This window comes from Paenibacillus sp. OSY-SE, from assembly GCF_000283315.1.
Lineage (GTDB): Bacteria > Bacillota > Bacilli > Paenibacillales > Paenibacillaceae > Paenibacillus_B > Paenibacillus_B profundus.
Map to the genome: position 1 here is coordinate 1 of NZ_ALKF01000191.1, position 19,615 is coordinate 19,615.

Here is a 19,615-nt window from a genome sequence, read left to right on the forward strand (position 1 = left end):
ACCAACTGAGCTATCAGGGAAAGACAATTATTAATATATCATGAATACTTAATGGTGTCAAGTGTCGGGAATGAAATTCCCTATTTCCCTCATTCATTCCCGTACTGTATTCCGGTTCAGCTATGCTGCTGCTCAAACCATTGGGATAGCGTAACGATAAGCGCTCCCATCCGTTCTTCCTCTGGAACAAGAATTCGCTCCACACCTTCGTCTGCGATGGCGGCAGCCGTTACTTTGCCGACGGCAGCCATTAAGGTCCGCTCCTTAAAGACTTCAAGCAGTTGCCCGGTCAGCCCCTGCTCTCTCGCATACGCGAACAAGAACCGTGCCTGTGGAGCGCTGGTCATCGCCACGGCGTCGATCTTCCCTGCGAGCAGTTCCTCGGTGAGCTGCCGGAGCACGCTATCCTCTGGCGGGGTGTGCCGGTATGGCATCAATTCCACCGATTCAGCACCAGCCTCCTGTAGGAATTGTACCAGCGCCGGGGCGGGGTCTCCGTGCAGCTGCAAGGCAGCGCGAGTCCCTGCAAAGCGTTCAGCGCCGCCCGATCGCAATGCGCGTATTAATCCAAGCGTCGAGCCGTCATCATCGCGCACGTCCACCGCGAGCCCTAAGCGACGCAGTGCATTAACCGTCTTATAGCCCCGTGCTGCATGGCGGAGCTGAGCAAGCTTGGCAAGCAGCGCATCCCCCTTCCCTGCTGCTCGTGCGGCTTCGACGAGCTTGTCCACTCCCATTCCGGTCGTCCAGATCGCCCAATCGATCGGCTCATAAATCAGCTTGTTCACCTCGGCCTCCAAATGCTCGAACTGCTCGAACATCGTGCCCTGTGTCGGCCGAATAAGTGACGTCCCACCTTGCTTGGAGACGATCGTCGCCATTTCTTCCGCTTTACGCGGCCCCGTTAACGCAATGACCTTGCCTTCACATTTCGACATGTACGTATTCCTCCTCTTCTCCGTTCCATAATGCCCCGCACGCAGGCCGCAAAGCCTTACGTTCTAGCCCCAGTGTCCCTTGCTCCCTTTCTCCTCGCTGTTTGCCCCTCTAGGGCAAGCAGCCGCAGCGGTCCGCGGCAGCGCCCGCATACGTATCGCTTCACATCTACCTTTCGTTTGCGCAAATAGGCCTGCTGGCAATGTACGCATTCCAAGCGATAGCGGTACGGCTCGGTCCGCTTCGGCGCAGTACCCGGCAAAGCCTTGCAATAGCGCGATCCGCCTACCGTTTGCAGCAGCTCCTTGAACTCTTTATCCCGATGACGATACCCTCTTCCCTCAATATGCAGATGATAGTGGCACAGTTCATGCTTGATGATCCGCTCCACTTCCTCCGCTCCGTTCTCTGCGAGCTGCTTCGGATTGATTTCAATATCGTGGGACTTGAGCAAGTAGCGTCCTCCCGTTGACTTGAGTCTGGCGTTGTACCGGGCCCGGTGACGAAACGGTTTACCGAAGTCCCGGATCGACACCTGTTCGATCCAGACCTGCAATCGCTCGTTCGACTCCTGCATTGTGAATCACCCTACTTCCTACTTGAATTTGTACTGGAAGTTCAGTACACTGTCAAGAGTAGAATTGCGGAAGAAGAGAGGGAATACGGATGCCGAAGATGCGCTATGTTCTATTTCAACGTGAAGGGACATTGGAATTTGTCGAAATGCCTTCCGATTATGCCTACCAATTGAGCGCACTCAATCTGCGATTGTATAAGGAGATTGGCAAGCTCACCGCCTCAGGTGTTCCGAAGCTGCCTGCTGCGATCGCAGAATGCGATCATCTGGAATTGCTGCGGGAAGAAGATACAATAATTAGCGGATTGGATTATGTGAATCGATTGGAGCGCGCCTTCGCCTCCATTCAAGAGGATCAGTATCCGCTTATCGCTCTCTTGACGGAGATCCGGGCGCTGCAAGCGCAGATGGAGCAATGGTACGAAGAAGAATACGAAGGTTAGGCCACGTACGGACAAGCTGCCATTATAACAATGTAACAATACTTTTTCTCAGCAGACGAACAGAGCTGCCGCATGAAGCGGCGGCTTTTTTTCTATGCTCGGAATACATAGGCTGCATCGCTATACGAGTGCATTTAGCCGGAACACTGCCATTTGGGCGGGTCGCCCGGCTTTTTGCAAGCGGACCTGCACCAAAATCGGCATTTGCCCATAAGATAGCGTTACAACGACGAATCTCTCGTCCCCGGTTGAAGGAGGGATGCTCATGCCGCAATGGTTGTGCAATCAATTGATGCGCGCCTTTCATAAAAAAGACCGCCGTCAAATCAAACTGTTGAATGAGTGTTGGTTTTTTTATCGTTCGAAGCCTCGTGTTCATTCGTAAATGCATTCGTAAATGCATTCGTTACGCGCGAAGAGCCCGGAAATCGGAAGTAAAGCTGCCTGACCGTCACAAATGAAAAGTCAAACCCCCGACCGTGAGCGCTACGACTCGCATAAGAGCCGCACTTCCGGACGGGGGCTATGATTGTTCGCTATTCTATGTTCGGACGCTTCATCGTCAGACCGACGCGTCCTTTCTTCACGTCCACTTGAAGTACCCATACCGTGACATTATCGCCGACGGAGACGACATCAAGCGGGTGCTTCACATAACGGTCGCTCAACTGTGAAATATGCACTAAACCGTCATTCTTAATTCCGATATCGACGAACGCGCCGAAATCGATTACGTTCCGCACCGTTCCCTTAAGCTCCATGCCCGGCCGCAAATCTTCAATCTGCAGCACGTCTGTACGGAAAATTGGCGGCGGCAGCTCCTCGCGCGGATCGCGTCCTGGGCGCAGCAAGCTGTCGATAATGTCCTTCAACGTCGGAACGCCTACATCCAGCTTCTGCGCCAAGGCAGAGACGTCCGCGCGCTGCAGCGATTCCGCCAGCTCTGGTGTTCCAATGGAGTCGAGCCGCAGTCCGAGCTCGGTGAACAGCCGATCGACGACACGGTACGATTCGGGGTGAATCGGCGTTTTGTCGAGCGGGTGATCGCCTTCGATAATACGCATAAAGCCGACACACTGCTCAAACGCCTTCGGCCCTAAGCGCGGCACCTTCTGCAGTTGACGGCGCTCGGTAAACTTCCCGTTCTCCTCCCGGTATTTGACGATATTTTTCGCCAACGTCGCGTTAACGCCGGATACATACGATAATAATGATGGCGAGGCGGTATTCACGTCAACACCGACATGGTTGACTGCTGATTCCACGACGGCGCCCAGACTCTCTTCCAGCCGCTTCGGCGCAACGTCATGCTGATATTGACCGACGCCAATTGCTTTCGGGTCAATCTTCACGAGTTCTGCCAGCGGGTCCTGCATGCGGCGGGCAATCGAGACAGCACTTCGCTCCGCAACGTCAAGCGCCGGGAATTCCTCCTGCGCCAACTTGGAAGCTGAATAAACGCTGGCGCCCGCCTCGTTCACAATGGCATACTGCAGTGTCTGATCCTTGCGGGAGCTCATCCAGTTCGCCACGAACTGCTCGGTCTCGCGCGACGCTGTCCCGTTCCCGATGACGACGAGCTGGGCACCATATGTATCGGCGAGGCGGCTGAACATCTTCTCTGCTTCCGCTGTCTTGTGGTGAGGGGCGGTCGGATACGTGACAGCCACTTCGAGCATCTTGCCCGTTTCATCGACGACAGCGAGCTTGCAGCCTGTCCGGAACGCCGGGTCCACTCCAAGTACCGTCTTGCCCTTAACCGGCGGCTGCAGCAGCAGGCTGCGCAAGTTTTGGGCGAACACTTGAATCGCCTGCTCTTCGGCCTTATCCGTCAACTCGTTGCGGACGTCCCGTTCAATGGACGGAGCGATAAGCCGCTTATAAGCATCTTCAATCGTCGCCTTCAACAAGTCCGTGACTACAGATGCGCTCTTGATGACCTTCTTCTCCATATGAGCAATAATCTGCTCTATAGGCACGTCGAGCGCTACCTTCAAAATCTCTTCGCGCTCCCCGCGGTTAATGGCCAAAATACGGTGTGAGGGCAGCTTGCGGACCGGCTCGACATATTCATAATACATCTCGTATACAGATTCTTGCTCCTTATCCTTCGCCTCGGTGCGGAGCACGCCGTGCTCCATCGTGAAGCGCCGCACCCAAGCGCGAATGTTCGGCTCGTCGCCAATACTCTCAGCGATAATATCCAGGGCGCCCTGGACGGCATTCTCCGGCGTAGACACGCCCTTCTCTTCATTCACATAGGCCGCCGCTTCCATTAGCGCATCACCTTGCTTCGGGAAGCTCATCATCCAGCTTGCGAGCGGTTCCAGCCCGCGTTCTTTCGCTACGCTAGCTCGTGTCTTCCGCTTCTGGCGGTACGGGCGGTACAGATCCTCCACCTCTTGCAGCTTTACGGCTGCGACAACGGAGCGCTGCAGTTCTTCTGTAAGCTTGCTCTGCTCGGCGATAAGACGCAGCACTTCACGCTTGCGCTCCTCCAGACCGCGTACATACCCGAGACGCTCTTCCAACGAACGAAGCTGATTCTCGTCCATCTCTCCGGTCATTTCTTTGCGGTAACGCGCAATGAATGGAATCGTATTCCCCTCGTCCAAGAGGCCGACCGTCGTCTCCACCTGCTTCAAGCTGAGTGATAATTCTTGAGCGAGCTGCTTCAATAAGCGCTTTGGCTCGTCCTGCTTCATTTGTTCCAATAACGGCTCCAGCGCCGTCAATTCCATTACGGTGTCTTGTACTGCCATCGTTTCCTTCCTTTCCGTAATCCGAATCAGTGTCGTATTCGTCTACCGAATGTACAGGTTCTATCGATGTCCATAGCTATGTGATGCAGCTATCCGATACCATACTTCCTCTGCCTAAGACCCTATATTCTATTGTCGCAAAAGAGAGCCCGTTTTTCCAGAGCAAAGGTCACACGCCAGTGATACTGAACCTGCTTGTCCGTTTACAAATTAGAAAACCTTTATCGAGGCCTTTGTAAAATAAGCGATATCTGTCAAACAGCAAGGCATTGTCTTTTCATCATGAACCATGCGTTATAATCGTGCAGTGACGCAATCAGACTGACGGTGAATCGCTTCATCCGCCCCTTTGCTTCATTCTCCCCATCCTTCAGGAGGCGGCCGCCCATTGACGATTCTGCTTCACTGCCATCCTGAGCGGCCGCTTCATGGCATGGTATCTATACAAAACGGCATATGCCTTATCCCCATCAATCCCCTTTCTGACTGTATGGGAGAGTGGAGCTAAGGGCCATTGTACAGAAGCCAACCTATTCTCGTTTCAAAGGAGAGGGAAGGCCGCCATTCTGAATGAAAGGGTGTAGAGTAAAGGGCTTTCCGCGCTGCTTCTTCAAGTGCTTCACGCGTTCCTTGGCCTTCGCCCGATTCGAGGAGGCTCGGCTCTCTCTTGTCCCTTCTGGGCTAGGAGCTCCACCAGTTGCCTGTCAGCTACGAGGCGACTGGGCTCTTCCCTCGACTGGACTCTCACCGGCTAGTTGTGCCTAGCTTGGTTAGGCGCGCAAAAATAAAAAAACGAGGCTGCCCTCGTTCTCCTAAAAAAACTCGTAAAACTGTTAATGATCTGTGTCCAAAAGTGAACTTTTTAAGTACCGTGAAGATTGCAAAAACCCAAAGAAGGAGGAGCGGATTGCAGGTTGAACCTACATGAGCACCGGGCTTCGAGGGTGAGTGCAAAATACGATGTTAAATCTGCTTCAAGGCACGCTTCGTGATCAAAAGACACGTGTTGGACATCCTCTAAAAGTCGATTAAACCGACACTAATTTGTAGCCCTTCATCGACCTTGCGCATCGTCTCTTCATCCAAATGCGTAATCTTGTCAGTCAGCCGTTGCTTATCGATCGTGCGAATCTGCTCCAGCAAGATGACCGAATCGCGGTCAAAGCCGTGCGTTTCCGCATCAATCTCCACATGGGTTGGCAATTTCGCCTTTTGAATCTGAGCCGTAATCGCAGCAACGATGACCGTCGGACTAAATCGATTGCCGATATCGTTCTGTATCACGAGGACGGGACGAACCCCGCCTTGCTCCGATCCTACGACGGGCGATAAATCCGCAAAAAATACGTCGCCGCGCTTTACAATCAATGTCTACACCCCGCTAACCAAACGGCCGAGAGTGCCATCCGCATCTTCTTCCGCATAAAAAGCCTCAGACGCCATCGTCAAATTGATTTTGGCCATCTCCATATAGCCGCGCTGCATGGATTCACGGATGTGTCGTTTTTTTCGCTCGTTTAAATATAATTTCATTGCTTGTCGAATGAATTCGCTTCGATTGGATTTCTCCATAGCGACAATGCCGTCCACTTCTTGTAGTAATTGGTCGGGCAAGCTGATCATGATTCGTTTGGTGTTCTGAATATTCGCCACCTGTCCTCGCACCCCCAAAACCTTTCCTGCCTATTTACCATTATGTCGATTCCGTAGAAAATTTATACAAAAGCATATATATGCCTGATGCAGATGGAGTATGTTGCACACGCAAGCAAAAAAACAGCTGCATACCAGTTACTTATTCGCGCTTTAGACATAAAAATCCTTCATCTTTTAAAAAATGACATACGGTAAATGGTTCCATTCCCTTAAATCCCATTATTTTACTGAAAAATCTTTTGCAAGCGGCTCTGCACACAACGGATTCAACACCTGCACCGGCTTCCCCTGCGCCATGTACAGGCGCGGCACACGGTGCGCTAGCATGCACACAACTTCATAGTTAATTGTGCCTAAATGTTCGGCAATCTCCTCTACCGTAATCCGCTCCTGCCCTTGGGAGCCGATCAGCACGGCTTCTTCTCCAGCCTCGACCTTGATGGCGGCTTCGCCCAGCGGCTGTAAAGAGACCATGCATTGATCCATGCAGATCCGGCCGATGACAGGCACGCGCTGGCCGCGGATGAGCATGCTCGCCTTGCCGCTTAATAAGCGGGAATACCCGTCCGCGTAACCGATCGGCATCGTTGCAATCCGCTCGTCGTTCGACGTGTAGTAGTGAACGCCATAGCTGATGCCTTCACCTGGCGGTACCGTCTTCGTATGAACGACCTTCGTCTTCAATGTAAGCACCGGCTCCAACTCGATCCAGGAACGGTTCACTTCTATGGAAGGATATAATCCGTATATGCTGACTCCTACGCGAACCATGTCGTAAGACCAACCCGGCATGTCGATCGCTGCGGCACTGTTGCTTGCATGAATAATCGGAATCGAAATATGTCGTGCCGCAAGCGCCTCGAGCACAGCTTGAAATCTCGTCGTCTGCAGCTCGGAATAGCGTTTGTCCGCTTCATCAGCACAGGCGAAGTGAGTAAATACCCCCTCAACCTCCACGCCAGGTATGGCGTTCAACCGCTCTATGCAGCTTATCGCTTCCCCCGGGGTGCGAATGCCGAGGCGTCCCATACCGGAATCAATCTTCACATGAATTTTCAATATTCGTCCGCCGTGCTGCGCACTGAGCGATGAAGCCTCTGCCTCAAGCGCCCGGATACATTCCTCGGAAAAAATATTGAGTGTAATATTATATTGGTAAGCCGCTGAAACCCCTTCAGGCGGCGTATAGCCTAATATCAATATCGGAGTGCGCACACCTGCACGTCGCAGTTGTATCGCTTCTTCCAGGAAAGCTACGTTTAAATAATCCACACCGAATCGTTCTGCGGCACGCGCCACTTCGACCGCGCCGTGACCGTACGCATTCGCCTTGACACAGACGCTCAATCGGGTCGCAGCAGGCAGCGCGTCGCGAAAAGCCTGCATGTTGCGATGTAAAGCGTCGAGTGAAATCTCAGCACGCGTTGGGCGAAAGTACGTTTCCAAGTCAGTCACCTTCTCCGTTCCCTATCTCTCCCGTTCAATCGTCAATAACCTATGTTAAAGGCCGGATAGGAGACTGTCAACTAAGCAAAAACGGCTTTTCCACTCCTTACTAAGGGAATAACCGCATATATAGAGAATATGTTCCGATTTCTTACCAATTGAATCCAGCTCTGTCACAAAAAAATACAAAAGCCCATACTCTGAAATGGTCTACAGAATACGGGCTGGCTATTTCCTATTCATTATTTCCCTGGCTGATCCACCATTGATTGCGCCACTTTCACCATCTCTGCTTCCGGCAGATCCGCACTCGTCATCCGGTACTTCACCCCGTCGCTCATCCAAGTGAACGTCTTCTGCTCATCCCCGGTCAAATGACCAACGGTAAATCCTAAATCAAGCGTTTTTCCATATATCAGGCCCGTTTCCATATCCTTCGGACGCGATTCCAAAATCGTAAAGTTGTATGTGCCGGTGTAGCGCAGCATAACCGAGTGGTCTTTGCTGTCCGTAATCTCCATATCGTCCTTCTTCGCCACGCCTTCCGGGAGATAAGATGGCTCGATGAAGCCGAATGGCCCAAGCTCCTCGGACGACTCTTTCTGCGGATCAACTGCCGGATCCGTTCCGGTCTCCTTCGTTCCCGACTCGCCTACTGGCGCTGTCGTTTCCTTGGCTGCCTCTCCAGCACCGTCCTTCGAATCGATGGCTCCGGTCGGGATCGACGCATGATTCATGCTGGTCATGTTGCGCTGCATATCAAATGAATCTTTGTCGAATTTTTTGCCGAATTCAAATTGATTGAACTTCATTTCCACGACAACCTGCGCGTCAGAGTCGGTAACCTGCACTTGCTTCGGCGCATAGTCATTTTTGTTCAACCATATCTTCTGCCGTACGAGCGAGTCAGTCTGGTAATTGGCGGCAACTTCAAACACATAGCTGTCTCCATCAGTAGCGAATTGGCGGCCATTGTCTGACAAAATGCTGCGCACCAGCGTCTGATACAGATACACTTGACCTTGGTTCTCCGGCCAATCGCTTTGGAAGCGGAAGATTTTGTTCAAGCTTGGCGTCAACACGAAGACACCTTCTTCGTTGCGCAGCACAACCTGCTTGATGTCCTTCTTTTCATTGGTCAGCACGATCCGATAGTAGGAAGGATCTTGATACCGGACTTCCACCAAGTACTCGAGCGGCTGCTGCCCGGAATGCAGCGTCATCGTGCCGATCCCTTCATAACTTTCCAGCTTGCTCATCACATGATCCAATTCCTGAACCACGGCGGTTGCATCCTTTTTCCCGCATCCGACTACCAGAATCGCAACACTTATCACGATGGCCAATATCCACGTGATCCGACGCATGAGATCATCCCCTCTGACATTGAATATTCTTCGATTCGGTGTACTCCTCATCACTGATAACATGTCTATGTGGGTTCTTGGCCAAATATGCAGACTAGCATGACAAGCGTGACAAGTTCACGCCGTACATCGCATGTTGCAAGGCCATGTCTAACGCGGCTTATTCGCATGCAGCCAGACGCAAAAAGAGGGATCCTGAAGGCTCCCCCATGTCATGTGTTATTTATAATTGCGATGCAGCGCCACTTTAACATGAACGTGCCCTATGTCTACAGCTTTGCCATTGCCATAACCGGCACATTTCCGTTCCTGAAGCTCATCCGCGCGCACGCATTGATATCCCTTCAAGCGCAGCTCCTTGAGAATGTCCTGCAGTCCTTCCAGCATTTGCTGCGGAGCAGCTTCGTCTGCGCCGATCGTATCGCCGCTATCGTGCAACAGCACAATGGATCCGGGTTTGATGTTTTTCATTAATCTTCGTGCCAATTGATCCGCATCCACAGCTCGCTTCCAGTCCCATCCCATAACGGACCAGAGCACGATCCGATATGACTTTCGCAAATAGAGAAGGTCCCCTGCGTTCAATATGCCCCACGGAGGCCGATAAAAGGCAGGCCGTTCCCCGATAATGCGCTCCACAATATCAGCCGAACGTTCGACGTGCTGCTGTCTGACATGCCACGGTGTCATCAACCAATTGGGCAGGTGCGTATAGTTATGAATACCGATTTGATGGCCTTCGTGATATATTCGCCTCGTCAGCTCCGGATATTTCTCGGCTTTGCTGCCAAGTACGAAAAAGGTTGCCTTAACTCCATGCTCTTGTAATAAATCAAGCAGCTTAGGAGTATACAGGGGGTCAGGACCGTCATCAAATGTAAAAGCAATCTGTGCTGCATGTTTTCCTTTTCTGAACACGCCCATGCCACATATTCTCGTAATAATAAAAGGAATCACCATATAAATGAAAATAAATAAAAGGAATAGGATGGTTAAAGTAATCGTTAATTTCTGCATGGAATCACTTCTTTACGATAACGTTCCATTAAAGCCTGCTTCGTCATCATCAGCATCATCGGGTTAAGCTTCTCTGTGCTTTGCTTGACTCTTCGCTTGCCATCCGGGTGCAAAACCATTAGCAATAAACGAAGATAGTATGTCGAAAACCATTGGAACCATTTGGATTTCATCGGGTGCAGCTCAAAGCCCAGTCCATATATTATTCCGCGATGGAGCAAGGTGATGCCCGTTAATGCTTTGACTTTCGCTAGTTCGGGCGTGCTGCCCATTGCCAAGCTTATCTGCTTAAGTGAATTACGCAACATACGAGCCGTCATCAAGGCTGCCCGATCCGGCCCGACGGAATGAGACAGCTGCAGCACTTGTCTATTATCAAGATGGAGCTCTCCCACCCAATCTCCGGGATGCACCCAATGGCCGTCATTACATTCCACGCTTTTCCCACGATGCCGCCTTACAACCAGCTTGCATATTCCATATTGGGATACGGATACACTACGTAATCTGGTGAACAAATCAAACACGCTTTCCCACATCATCCATAAAGATTGCAAACACACTTTCGAAGTCGATGCAAACACATTCAATACAATCACCTATTTCCCTATTAAAATAATTTCAGCTCCTTCACTTCTATTATTAATAATAGAGAACGAAATTCTCTTTTCTCTTACTCCGTTCTTACAAATTTCTTAAGCCGCATCACGACAAAAAAACCTATAGAGATATTCTATAGGCTCGAAAGTTATTTTCTGCAGCAAAAATTATTCTATGCCCCTCGTCGAAATTAAGGCTCGGGTGCTCGAAGAAATCAACTCACTTATTTCTCGTCATGAACGTACCCAGACCTCCTAGGACGCCAAGCCCGATTGCACAGTAAATACCGATTAGAATCTCTGTATCTCCTATATTTGCATAGAGAAAGCCATTCATGATGATTGATGCAATACTTAAAATTAAAATCCATTTCATAATTTGATGTGTTGTCATCCTAATCTCCTCTAATAAATACTTATACATCTTATTTCTTTTCTCTAAATTAACTAACGTCAACCTGTTCAACCCTGCGAATCGTTACCGCTGCCAGCACAAGGCCAACTACCGCCAAAGACAACGGAATATATATAATGGAAGCTAATGAAAATACTGGATTGTGCGCACTAACTGTCGCTGTAATCAGGATGGACGATAGGATCGTTTCTGGAACCGATAGTTTACGCATCCCGAAATATAAAGGAATCAAGCTTGTTCCCGCAGCGGCAAATGAAAATGCGAACATGCTCACGACCTGTTGAACGACCATTTCCAATGTCAATGATCCGGGAATAAACTGCCAATACGCATTCACGCTAAAAAAGACAATCGCCACAAACACGTTGGAAATAACGAGCGTAATAAAGGTTAGCCCGCTTACTATCCATAATTTAGAAGCAATTATTTTCTTGCGGCTGATTGGGTATGAAAACATGATCGTAATCGTTTTATTCTTATACTCCTCTATGACCAGCTTTGCAATGAGCACAGCCGCAAACACTATAAATGTGGCCCTGACGATTGCGCCGATTACGACAAAAGCTTCCGGAAAACCATTAAATGCAGCATGGCCTTCGTTACTTTTCACATACCCAATCAGACAGAGCAAAGCCGCCATGATTACATTTGCGATGATAGCTCCATTCACATACCAACCCAATTTCGATTTCTTAAGTTCCAATTTCACTAACTTCAGCACCTGTATGTCACCTTCCTATCTTTAACTATTTCCTATTGTAAAGTTGATTCATTTCTTTTGTATTTCTTATTTCTTACGAAAATCTTACGTTCCATAATGGCTGGATACGGAGAACATTCCCTTGTCCCATACAAAGAAAAGTAGTGTGAGTAACTACTCACACTACTTTAACGATTGTCTAACGTTTTTGGCGAAATACTCATTTCAGCTAAATCAATAACAAAGCTGCCTTTTAACAATATATCCAAACCAACTATTCCATTAATTCCGAAACGTTCGTCTAGTTCTCCAAAATCCAGAATGTAGAATGGAGGAGTCCGTTAATATACTCCATTTTCATGGCATTCTGTTTCCCCGATAAGAAGGTTTCTGTACCATATTCATAATAATTTGAGATTTTGACGTATGGTAGACAAACATATTCCCACTGCATTAGATCTCCTCCCTTATCCTAATTGTAATTAAAAACGCTTACTTGTCAGGCGCCGTTTTCGTAAATTCAATCTCCTTCGTCCCCGGCTCCATGTTCAGCGGCAACGAGAGGCGACAGATATTGCCGTTCAGATCGGCATGAAATGTGCCTTTCACCTTCGCCGCAAATAGTTCATAAGAGATTTCGAACACATCCTCGCTGAAATGTGTCATAGGCAAGGTCAACGAATTATACATAAATCGCAGACAGCCATCTTCAAGCTCAACGATCACTTTCCCATAGCCCGGATGTTCATAAGTTCCTGTATATTCTATAAGCGGATGAAAAGGGACCGATTCTGCTTGACTATTAGATGGCGTATTATCATGATACTCCTTTTTCTGCTGTTCCTTAAGCTGCTCCTTCCATTTTTCTGTATCATCTTGAAATCGTCTGCTCCAATCAATTTCCTCAAGACCTAGCAAACGATCAACTATATTGTAGGTTGCTATTCTCGGTAAACTAGTCCCGAACATATTGGTCAGAATGACTACACCGATATTATCATGCGGCAAAAAGGATACCAACGAAGTGAAGCCATCAATCCCACCGCTATGATGAATCATATGGTGCCCGCGATAGGGTTCAATGCCCCAGCCGAGACCATAGCAACTTATTGGCAACTCCTTCTTTCCCCATACGCTCGGGTCACATGGCATATGCGGAGTATGCATGGCAGCCAAGCTTCCTTCCGTCACGATCTGCCGGCCGTCAAACTTCCCTTTATTCAGGTGGAGCCCGACCCAGTTCGCCATATCGATAATATTGCTGTTAATCGAGCCTGCCGGACCGATGGCATCAATATTACGAAAGGGTGTCAGCAGCACCTTGCCGTCCTTTTCTATATACGGTAATGCGTAATCCGGCCGAAGCTGCATGTCCTCTACGGACAAACAACTGGAGGTCATGTGCAAAGGCGTGAAAATTCGTTCTTGAACCACCTGTTCCCATGAAGATCCTGCTAGTTGCCCTACGAGGTATCCGGCGACCATATACATAATATTTTGATATTGCCACTTCGCGCGGAAATCTTGATTAGGCTCCAAAAACGCAAGCCGCTCAATGATATCCTCCCGCGTGAACGTCGAGTTGTACCACATGAGCTCATGCCTCGGCAGCCCTGAACGATGACAGAGCATATCCCGCACCGTAATCCGCTCCGTCGCAACAGCATCGTGCATTTTGAATTGAGGCAGATATGTTTTCACCGACGCATCCAAATCTAGCTTGCCTTCATCCGCTAACTGCCCCGCCGCCAAAGCCGTAAAAGCTTTTGTACACGATCCAATCGCGAACATCGTTTCCGGCGTGACCTTGAGCCCTGCTTCCACATTTCGGAAGCCAAAGCCTTCCGCCATGACAATTTCTTGATCTTTAATGACCGCAACCGCCAATCCAGGCACCTTCCATTTATCCATTTGCTGCTCAATATACGTACTGAAGCCTTCCAACGCTTGAAGTGCTTGCACCATTTCTAACATGCCTCCCTTGTTGTTGTGAAGCAATATCATCTGCTAACACATTTCTTCATTTAGCGGAAACCTCCTGCTTGATGCACAAACTCAATATCTCTGCTTCTCCTTCTTAGAGCAGTAGGGTACAATGGAAGAATAGCTAAAATGAGAATCATTATCACAAATGGAGGTTCCGATCAATTTGAACAACGAGCAGAATCAACAATACGATATCACCAAATTAGGAACACTGCTGCACGAAGACCATATCGCGTGGAATTTCAGAAATATGAACAAAATTTTGCCTAAGAACGACATTCAAGCCCCGGCACACAAATTTTTATTTCAAAAAAACGAACAAAATTTAACCGAGATTGGCTATGAAATAAATGGACAGCACAACAAAGTCGCCGATTATTTGCAAAAGGTATTTGCCACCGGGTTTCTAGTCATTAAAGACGATACCATCATGACGGAGCAATATTATAACGGTTATAGCGAGCAATCGACCGCGATGTCCATGTCCGTGGCTAAATCGTTGGTGTCCGCCTTAATGGGCATTGCGTTTGATGAAGGGGCTATGAAAGATGTTCATGATCCCGTTACATTGTACTTGCCGGAGCTCATCGGAAGCGGCTTTGATGGAGCGAGTATAAAGGATATTTTGCAAATGTCTTCCGGCGTTCGATTTAATGAAGATTACGCTGATGAGAATGCGGAGATTTACACCTTCTTGAATGATGTGTTTGGCGAGACGGCAATGCCTATTCCGAAATTTGTGCAGAAGCTAACCCGATTGCAGGCGCCAGGCCAATTCCAATATAAAAGCGTTGATACCCAAGTCCTATGCATGTTGATTGAAAAAACAACCGGGAAGAAAGCCTCAGCCTATTTAGAGGAAAAAATATGGCAGCCGCTGGGCATGGAGCATGATGCTTATTGGAATACCGATCTGCATGGCAATGAGATTGCCTTCACATTCGTTAACGCTACGTTGAGGGATTACGCGAAGTTCGGCAGACTATATTTACATAATGGAAATTGGAATGGCCGCCAAGTGATATCTGAAAAATGGATTAAGCAATCTATAACTCCCGATCGGGCGGATTTACAACCAGGGGCAGCCGACGATTTCTTCGGTTATCAATATCAATGGTGGATTCCGCAAGACAGCAACGGTTCTGAATTTATCGCACGCGGCATTTACGGACAACACATTTATGTGAATCAACAAGAACATGTAGTTATCGTAAAATCGGGGGTTGATCCGACCATTTTTAATATACATGATTACGAAGCCGTTACTGCTTACCGCACCATCATCGAACATTTGAAATGAGTCAACCAAAAAAAGCTGCCGCCTCATAGGGCCGCAGCTTTTCCTTCTTTTTATCTAACAGTTAAGTATCCGTTCTTACGTGATCCCAGTCTGCATCCATATAACAGATAAGCCAGTTGAAGGCCCGATGTCTTTCTACGACAACCTCGTCGTTTAACCCGCCGGGAATGGGGCGATTGTTAATTCTCTCATTCACGCAGGCCCAATCGTACCGATAGATGCGATCGGTCTGCTCTAGAATCTCTGCCTTCGTTCTTACAACCGCATTGTTATAAAAGGTGTCGTAATCCCCTGCGTTCCGCAGCACATCGATTGCACTCTGCACATCGCATATATCGCCAGGAAAATCGAGCTGTTCCACATACCCTAACGCCCACAACAGCACCCAGCAGCATTCGTACATCCATGCAAACTGAATCATGTCCGTGCGATCTGGATTATCGTCGGTAAGGAAGACCCGTTCATTTTCCGTAAAAAAGGACTCCGCCCCGTATTGCTCCATAATCATGTGAATGAACTCTCTTTCCCTCGCCAGATCGCTTTCTTCCGCCAATCCGCCGGCATACATGGCGATCATGCATAACGCGATAGCCCTCTGCACGATTTCTTCCTTGGGACGAATGAGCGCATCGTCATCCCCGACTATGACTGGGAGATGATCGATAACCGGGATTCCCTGCTCTGTGAGCAGTTCCATTGTTCTTCGCTTTCTTGCCTCTCCTTCTGGTGTTGCTTTGATATGAGCGTCAATCAAGTCTACCGTAACGGTTGGCCTAAAATCGTCTAATTCCGATTCACCTTCAACATTCAGTACGAGCCTTCCCTGATTGTCGAGCATATCTCCTGTCGGCAAAAATACGACCGCATGGATTTTGGCGGCTACCTCCAAAATTTTAGCAAATGATTTATTATCTATCTCTTTGTCCGCAACAATCCCGATAGCGGCAGTCAAGGCCGATATTTGCAGCAGCAGCTTCTCTTTTACGGTCTGGTGAGGCGTATCAATCTCATCATAATAGCCGTACATCCCACGGATCATATTAGCGAAGGATTCGCCTCCGGTTTCATTGGTCATAATCGAGAAAGTCGTCGTCCGCTTGCTGAACAGCTTCTTGTCGATCACCATCACCTGATGTCCGTCTTCGGAAGTTTGAACTTGTTTATCTCCAAACGTGTCCAAGATGGCTTCTATAATTTTACTATCATCTTTCATCGATACGTATAACGTACAATGCTGCATATGTTCTCTCCTCACGATTTCGGATTATGCGTTATGACTGCTCCTTTAACTTAATTCGGTTTTAAGCAGCGTAAATATAAGGCGGCTAATGAAATGAAGCCGAAAAACAGACACTTTTTCGAAGTATGCAGCCTTCGGGTCACCCTTCAAGATTGGCAAAGGTTTGATATAATAGTCGGTAATCCACACAATTTAAATTTTTCATCATAGTCCCATCACTAATGAAATGATTAGCGAGGAGGCGAATTCCATCCATAAAAATGAACTGAACGATCAAAAAGTCCCCTCCGAGACATCCGATGATACGGCTCAGCCCTTCTACGAAGGAGAAGAAGATGAATGGGACCAGGAGGACGACAGTGAAGAAGAGCAGCATACTCCATCCCGAAGAAAATGGCTTAAAAAAGCAATAGCAATCTTACTGGCTATCCTGTTGTTTGGCAACCTGATCGCTTTTTTGCCACAGATCTACAACCTGCCAGCGATCCGGTTTTTGAACAAGGACTCAGAATTATCGCAGAATGAACAGATTCAGCAATATAAACAAGCGGTCGTCGTTGTAAATGCCAACGATCGGAAGGGCACCGGATTCAACATCGCCACAAGCGGCCTCATTATTACGAATCAGCATGTAATGAAAGATGACAAGCTCGGCTCTGTCCGCTTTCTTCATGGGAAGACGTATGTGGCAGATGTCATCGTTAGCGACACGGCACTCGACGTCGCCATACTCAAGATCAGAGACAATGAGAATAACTTGCCTACACTAGAATTGGAAACAGAAACACCGTGGCAAGCAGGCAGCCCAATCCATGTCATAGGCAACCCGCTATCTTTCAACCAAATCGCCAATGAAGGTACTGTCCTGGGAATGACTTCTCTTGACAATCGGGAGCTTCCCGCACTCATGATACAGGCTCCTATCCATAAAGGGAACAGCGGCAGCCCTGTTATCAACCAGAATGGAAAAGTTATCGCTGTTGTATTCGCCACTTCAAGTATGAAACAGGGAGACCACTCCATCGACATAGGGCTCGCGATACCTGTCGATCATCTCCAGAGATATTTAGAGTCAAACTAATAAATTATCGTGTATTGGGGAGAGATAATGCAGCTTAAAATTGTACCCTTGAATGAATCTCTTATTCCTAAAGTAAGAGGCTTGGTTAGTGGTTACTTAAATTCTTCATCCAATGGAGGTGCAGGTGCCTTTTCTCCAGAACAGATGGAAGAGTGTGAGCAAATTCTTAATCGGTTCTTATGCTTTAATTTGGCTCATTGTTATTTAGCTAAGCATGGCGAGGATTATGTAGGGCTTATTGTCCTTTCATGGAGTTTTTCACTATCCAAAGGTTGTGCTGTTTTACGTATAGAAGCTTTATATTCGTCGCCGAAATATAGGAACAAGGGTGTAGGTAGGAGATTGTTGCAACATGCCATTGACTTAGCCAATGAGAGAAAAGCTACTCGCTTACAACTTGAAACAGACGATGATAATGCTCCTGCTCGTGCCTTATACACCAATCTCGGTTTTGAGTTACTAACAGGAAAGGGAGTTTACATGTTATTTTTATAAGCTGGGCAGCCCAATAGCCCTTTTATCCACTATCCCAACTATTCAGAATATAAGCACAGTATCAAATAACCATTCGGCAACTCTATTCCTTATCATCATTGACGTTATACTAGTCCCTCTCCAAATGGTTTAAGCGGTAGGATTGGTCGTGAACCTGTACCGTCTACAGCCTTATTTTCATAGACAACTGAGTCCATAATTGCAAGTCTGAGCCTGTGGGAGAGTGGACAAAAGGACAAACCGATACATAGGTGGGAACCGCGGGATGGTTCAGTATAAATGAACGTGAGAGGCAGCTTAGAGAGGTTCCCGCAAAAGCCGGGGGTATCTCTCTAAAAATGGCCCCGCAGGGATGATTCCTGCGGAGCCGCCGTACATTGGCAACACTTATGTGGCAACATCTGCTTTTCCACTCTGTTTAACAGTAATCATTTGAACTGCGGCATAGACAACAAGGAACAAAATCATAAACGCCGCCGAATACCGGTACATCACTGCATAGCCTGTCATGGAAGAAATAGCCCCCAGCATCAATGCGCCTGTCGCGACTCCGAAGTCCGTGGAATTGTAGAACATGCTGTTAGCCATGCCGTACTGTTCCTGCGGAACCGATCGGATCATCCAAGCTTGAATGGTCGGCTGAATAGCGCCGAACCCAAGTCCGTACAACAGGGCGGACAGAATGAGCATTGGCATCGATGTTGCATAGGAAAGCACCGTCAAGCTCGCAACGACACAAATAGCCGCAGGAATAAGAACGGCCGCATGTCCCCTGCTGTCGAACACTCTACCGGAGATCGGGCGGATAATAATGATTGTGACAGCATTAAACAAGAAAAATAGGCCGACCTGCTCCAGACGCACCGCTTCTCCATACAGAGCAATAAAGCTGAGCAAGCCGCTGTATGTTACCGACAAGATGACGTTTAACAGCGCGGGTAACAACAGTTTCGTATTAAAAGGTTGTTTGGTTTGAGGGCTCGCCTGTGCGCCACCCCGTTTTTTCGGCTCCGGTGGAATCGAACGCGTCAGCACAATAATCGGGAAACTAAGGAGCACAGTCACAGTACCCAGCATGGCCAACGTATTGAAGCCGGACTGCTTCATCACGTTCAAGCCGATCATCGGCCCTATGGACATGGCAAGGCTTGTGGACAGTCCGAAATAGCCGATGCCCTCCCCCATCCTTTTAACAGGAATAATTTGCGATACCAATGTAGGGATGATCGTGCTCGCCATCCCGAACCCAACTCCATAACCGATCCGCATGACAAGCAGCGAGCCGATAGATTCGGCTAGAACATAACTACCGGTAATAATGGCAGCTACCGCTAAGCCAACAAACAAAATGACATTGCGCTGCACTTTCCGCATCAGCGCAGCGGTCAAAAAACGGGTAGCAATCGCGGAAGCCGCGAACACGCTCGTTACAAGGCTGACCGTCAAATCCCCTGCATGGAATTCGTTCTTCACATACGCCGGGAAAGATGATAGCAGCATTTGCAAATTCAAAAATAACAGGAACGCGCAAATCGTTAAAGATATAAACGATTTCGTCCATAGTTTCGTTGATTGTTCATCGTACTGCATGATAC

General features: G+C 48.4%; 20 protein-coding genes. 5 read left to right on the plus strand and 15 right to left on the minus strand.

What is annotated here, in order from left to right; genetic code table 11:
* Positions 1-116: 116 nt before the first annotated feature.
* Positions 117-938, minus strand: a complete 822-nt coding sequence (locus A372_RS0119505) for a uroporphyrinogen-III synthase (RefSeq protein ID WP_019422575.1) — start codon at positions 936-938, stop codon at positions 117-119.
* A gap of 56 nt (positions 939-994) precedes the next feature.
* Complete coding sequence (locus A372_RS0119510) at positions 995-1,513, minus strand: SprT family protein (protein WP_019422576.1); 519 nt, start codon at positions 1,511-1,513, stop codon at positions 995-997.
* Between the two features lie 89 nt (positions 1,514-1,602).
* On the opposite strand from A372_RS0119510, the gene A372_RS0119515 reads away from it, so the two are divergent.
* Both A372_RS0119515 and cmpA read left to right on the plus strand, forming a co-directional pair.
* Positions 1,603-1,956, plus strand: coding sequence for a hypothetical protein (locus A372_RS0119515; protein ID WP_019422577.1), 354 nt, complete (start codon positions 1,603-1,605; stop codon positions 1,954-1,956).
* A gap of 265 nt (positions 1,957-2,221) precedes the next feature.
* On the plus strand, positions 2,222-2,341 hold the full coding sequence (gene cmpA / locus A372_RS36515) for a cortex morphogenetic protein CmpA (protein WP_019422578.1): 120 nt from the start codon (positions 2,222-2,224) through the stop codon (positions 2,339-2,341).
* Positions 2,342-2,492: 151 nt separating this feature from the next.
* On the opposite strand, the gene A372_RS0119525 is transcribed toward cmpA, so the two are convergent.
* The 11 genes from A372_RS0119525 to A372_RS0119580 form a co-directional block, all read right to left on the minus strand.
* Positions 2,493-4,718, minus strand: a complete 2,226-nt coding sequence (locus A372_RS0119525; RefSeq protein ID WP_019422579.1) for a helix-hairpin-helix domain-containing protein — start codon at positions 4,716-4,718, stop codon at positions 2,493-2,495.
* A gap of 254 nt (positions 4,719-4,972) precedes the next feature.
* Positions 4,973-5,107 (minus strand): hypothetical protein, encoded by a 135-nt coding sequence (locus A372_RS39120; RefSeq protein ID WP_019422580.1) that lies wholly within the window; start codon positions 5,105-5,107, stop codon positions 4,973-4,975.
* 628 nt (positions 5,108-5,735) lie between these two features.
* Positions 5,736-6,086, minus strand: a complete 351-nt coding sequence (locus A372_RS0119535) for a type II toxin-antitoxin system PemK/MazF family toxin (protein ID WP_019422581.1) — start codon at positions 6,084-6,086, stop codon at positions 5,736-5,738.
* A 3-nt stretch (positions 6,087-6,089) separates the two neighbouring features.
* Positions 6,090-6,371, minus strand: coding sequence for a CopG family ribbon-helix-helix protein (locus A372_RS0119540; protein WP_019422582.1), 282 nt, complete (start codon positions 6,369-6,371; stop codon positions 6,090-6,092).
* A 222-nt stretch (positions 6,372-6,593) separates the two neighbouring features.
* A complete protein-coding gene (gene alr / locus A372_RS0119545; protein ID WP_019422583.1) occupies positions 6,594-7,820 on the minus strand; it encodes an alanine racemase in 1,227 nt (408 codons plus the stop codon).
* A gap of 242 nt (positions 7,821-8,062) precedes the next feature.
* Complete coding sequence (locus A372_RS0119550) at positions 8,063-9,187, minus strand: outer membrane lipoprotein-sorting protein (protein WP_019422584.1); 1,125 nt, start codon at positions 9,185-9,187, stop codon at positions 8,063-8,065.
* 219 nt (positions 9,188-9,406) lie between these two features.
* A complete protein-coding gene (locus A372_RS0119555; RefSeq protein WP_019422585.1) occupies positions 9,407-10,204 on the minus strand; it encodes a polysaccharide deacetylase family protein in 798 nt (265 codons plus the stop codon).
* Positions 10,192-10,788: a YkoP family protein gene (locus A372_RS0119560; protein WP_036704773.1), complete on the minus strand. Its 597-nt coding sequence runs from the start codon at positions 10,786-10,788 to the stop codon at positions 10,192-10,194. The genes A372_RS0119555 and A372_RS0119560 overlap by 13 nt, the downstream gene beginning before the upstream one ends.
* Before the next feature lie 235 nt (positions 10,789-11,023).
* Positions 11,024-11,197: a hypothetical protein gene (locus A372_RS37495; RefSeq protein ID WP_019422587.1), complete on the minus strand. Its 174-nt coding sequence runs from the start codon at positions 11,195-11,197 to the stop codon at positions 11,024-11,026.
* A gap of 49 nt (positions 11,198-11,246) precedes the next feature.
* Positions 11,247-11,939: an ABC transporter permease gene (locus A372_RS0119570; RefSeq protein ID WP_019422588.1), complete on the minus strand. Its 693-nt coding sequence runs from the start codon at positions 11,937-11,939 to the stop codon at positions 11,247-11,249.
* Between the two features lie 471 nt (positions 11,940-12,410).
* The gene (locus A372_RS0119580; RefSeq protein WP_026011176.1) at positions 12,411-13,883 is read right to left on the minus strand and encodes a serine hydrolase; all 1,473 of its coding nucleotides are present in this window, start codon (positions 13,881-13,883) and stop codon (positions 12,411-12,413) included.
* 184 nt (positions 13,884-14,067) lie between these two features.
* Between A372_RS0119580 and A372_RS34320 the strand changes: the two genes are divergently transcribed.
* Entirely contained in the window at positions 14,068-15,204 is a 1,137-nt protein-coding gene (locus A372_RS34320; RefSeq protein ID WP_233696018.1) for a serine hydrolase domain-containing protein, read from the plus strand.
* A 61-nt stretch (positions 15,205-15,265) separates the two neighbouring features.
* Here A372_RS34320 and A372_RS0119590 read toward each other — a convergent pair whose 3' ends face one another.
* The gene (locus tag A372_RS0119590) at positions 15,266-16,444 is read right to left on the minus strand and encodes a DUF4272 domain-containing protein (protein ID WP_019422592.1); all 1,179 of its coding nucleotides are present in this window, start codon (positions 16,442-16,444) and stop codon (positions 15,266-15,268) included.
* 226 nt (positions 16,445-16,670) lie between these two features.
* Between A372_RS0119590 and A372_RS0119595 the strand changes: the two genes are divergently transcribed.
* Positions 16,671-17,525, plus strand: a complete 855-nt coding sequence (locus tag A372_RS0119595) for a S1C family serine protease (protein WP_019422593.1) — start codon at positions 16,671-16,673, stop codon at positions 17,523-17,525.
* A gap of 27 nt (positions 17,526-17,552) precedes the next feature.
* A complete protein-coding gene (locus A372_RS0119600) occupies positions 17,553-18,020 on the plus strand; it encodes a GNAT family N-acetyltransferase (protein WP_019422594.1) in 468 nt (155 codons plus the stop codon).
* 387 nt (positions 18,021-18,407) lie between these two features.
* On the opposite strand, the gene A372_RS0119605 is transcribed toward A372_RS0119600, so the two are convergent.
* Positions 18,408-19,610, minus strand: coding sequence for an MFS transporter (locus A372_RS0119605; protein WP_019422595.1), 1,203 nt, complete (start codon positions 19,608-19,610; stop codon positions 18,408-18,410).
* Positions 19,611-19,615 lie beyond the last annotated feature (5 nt).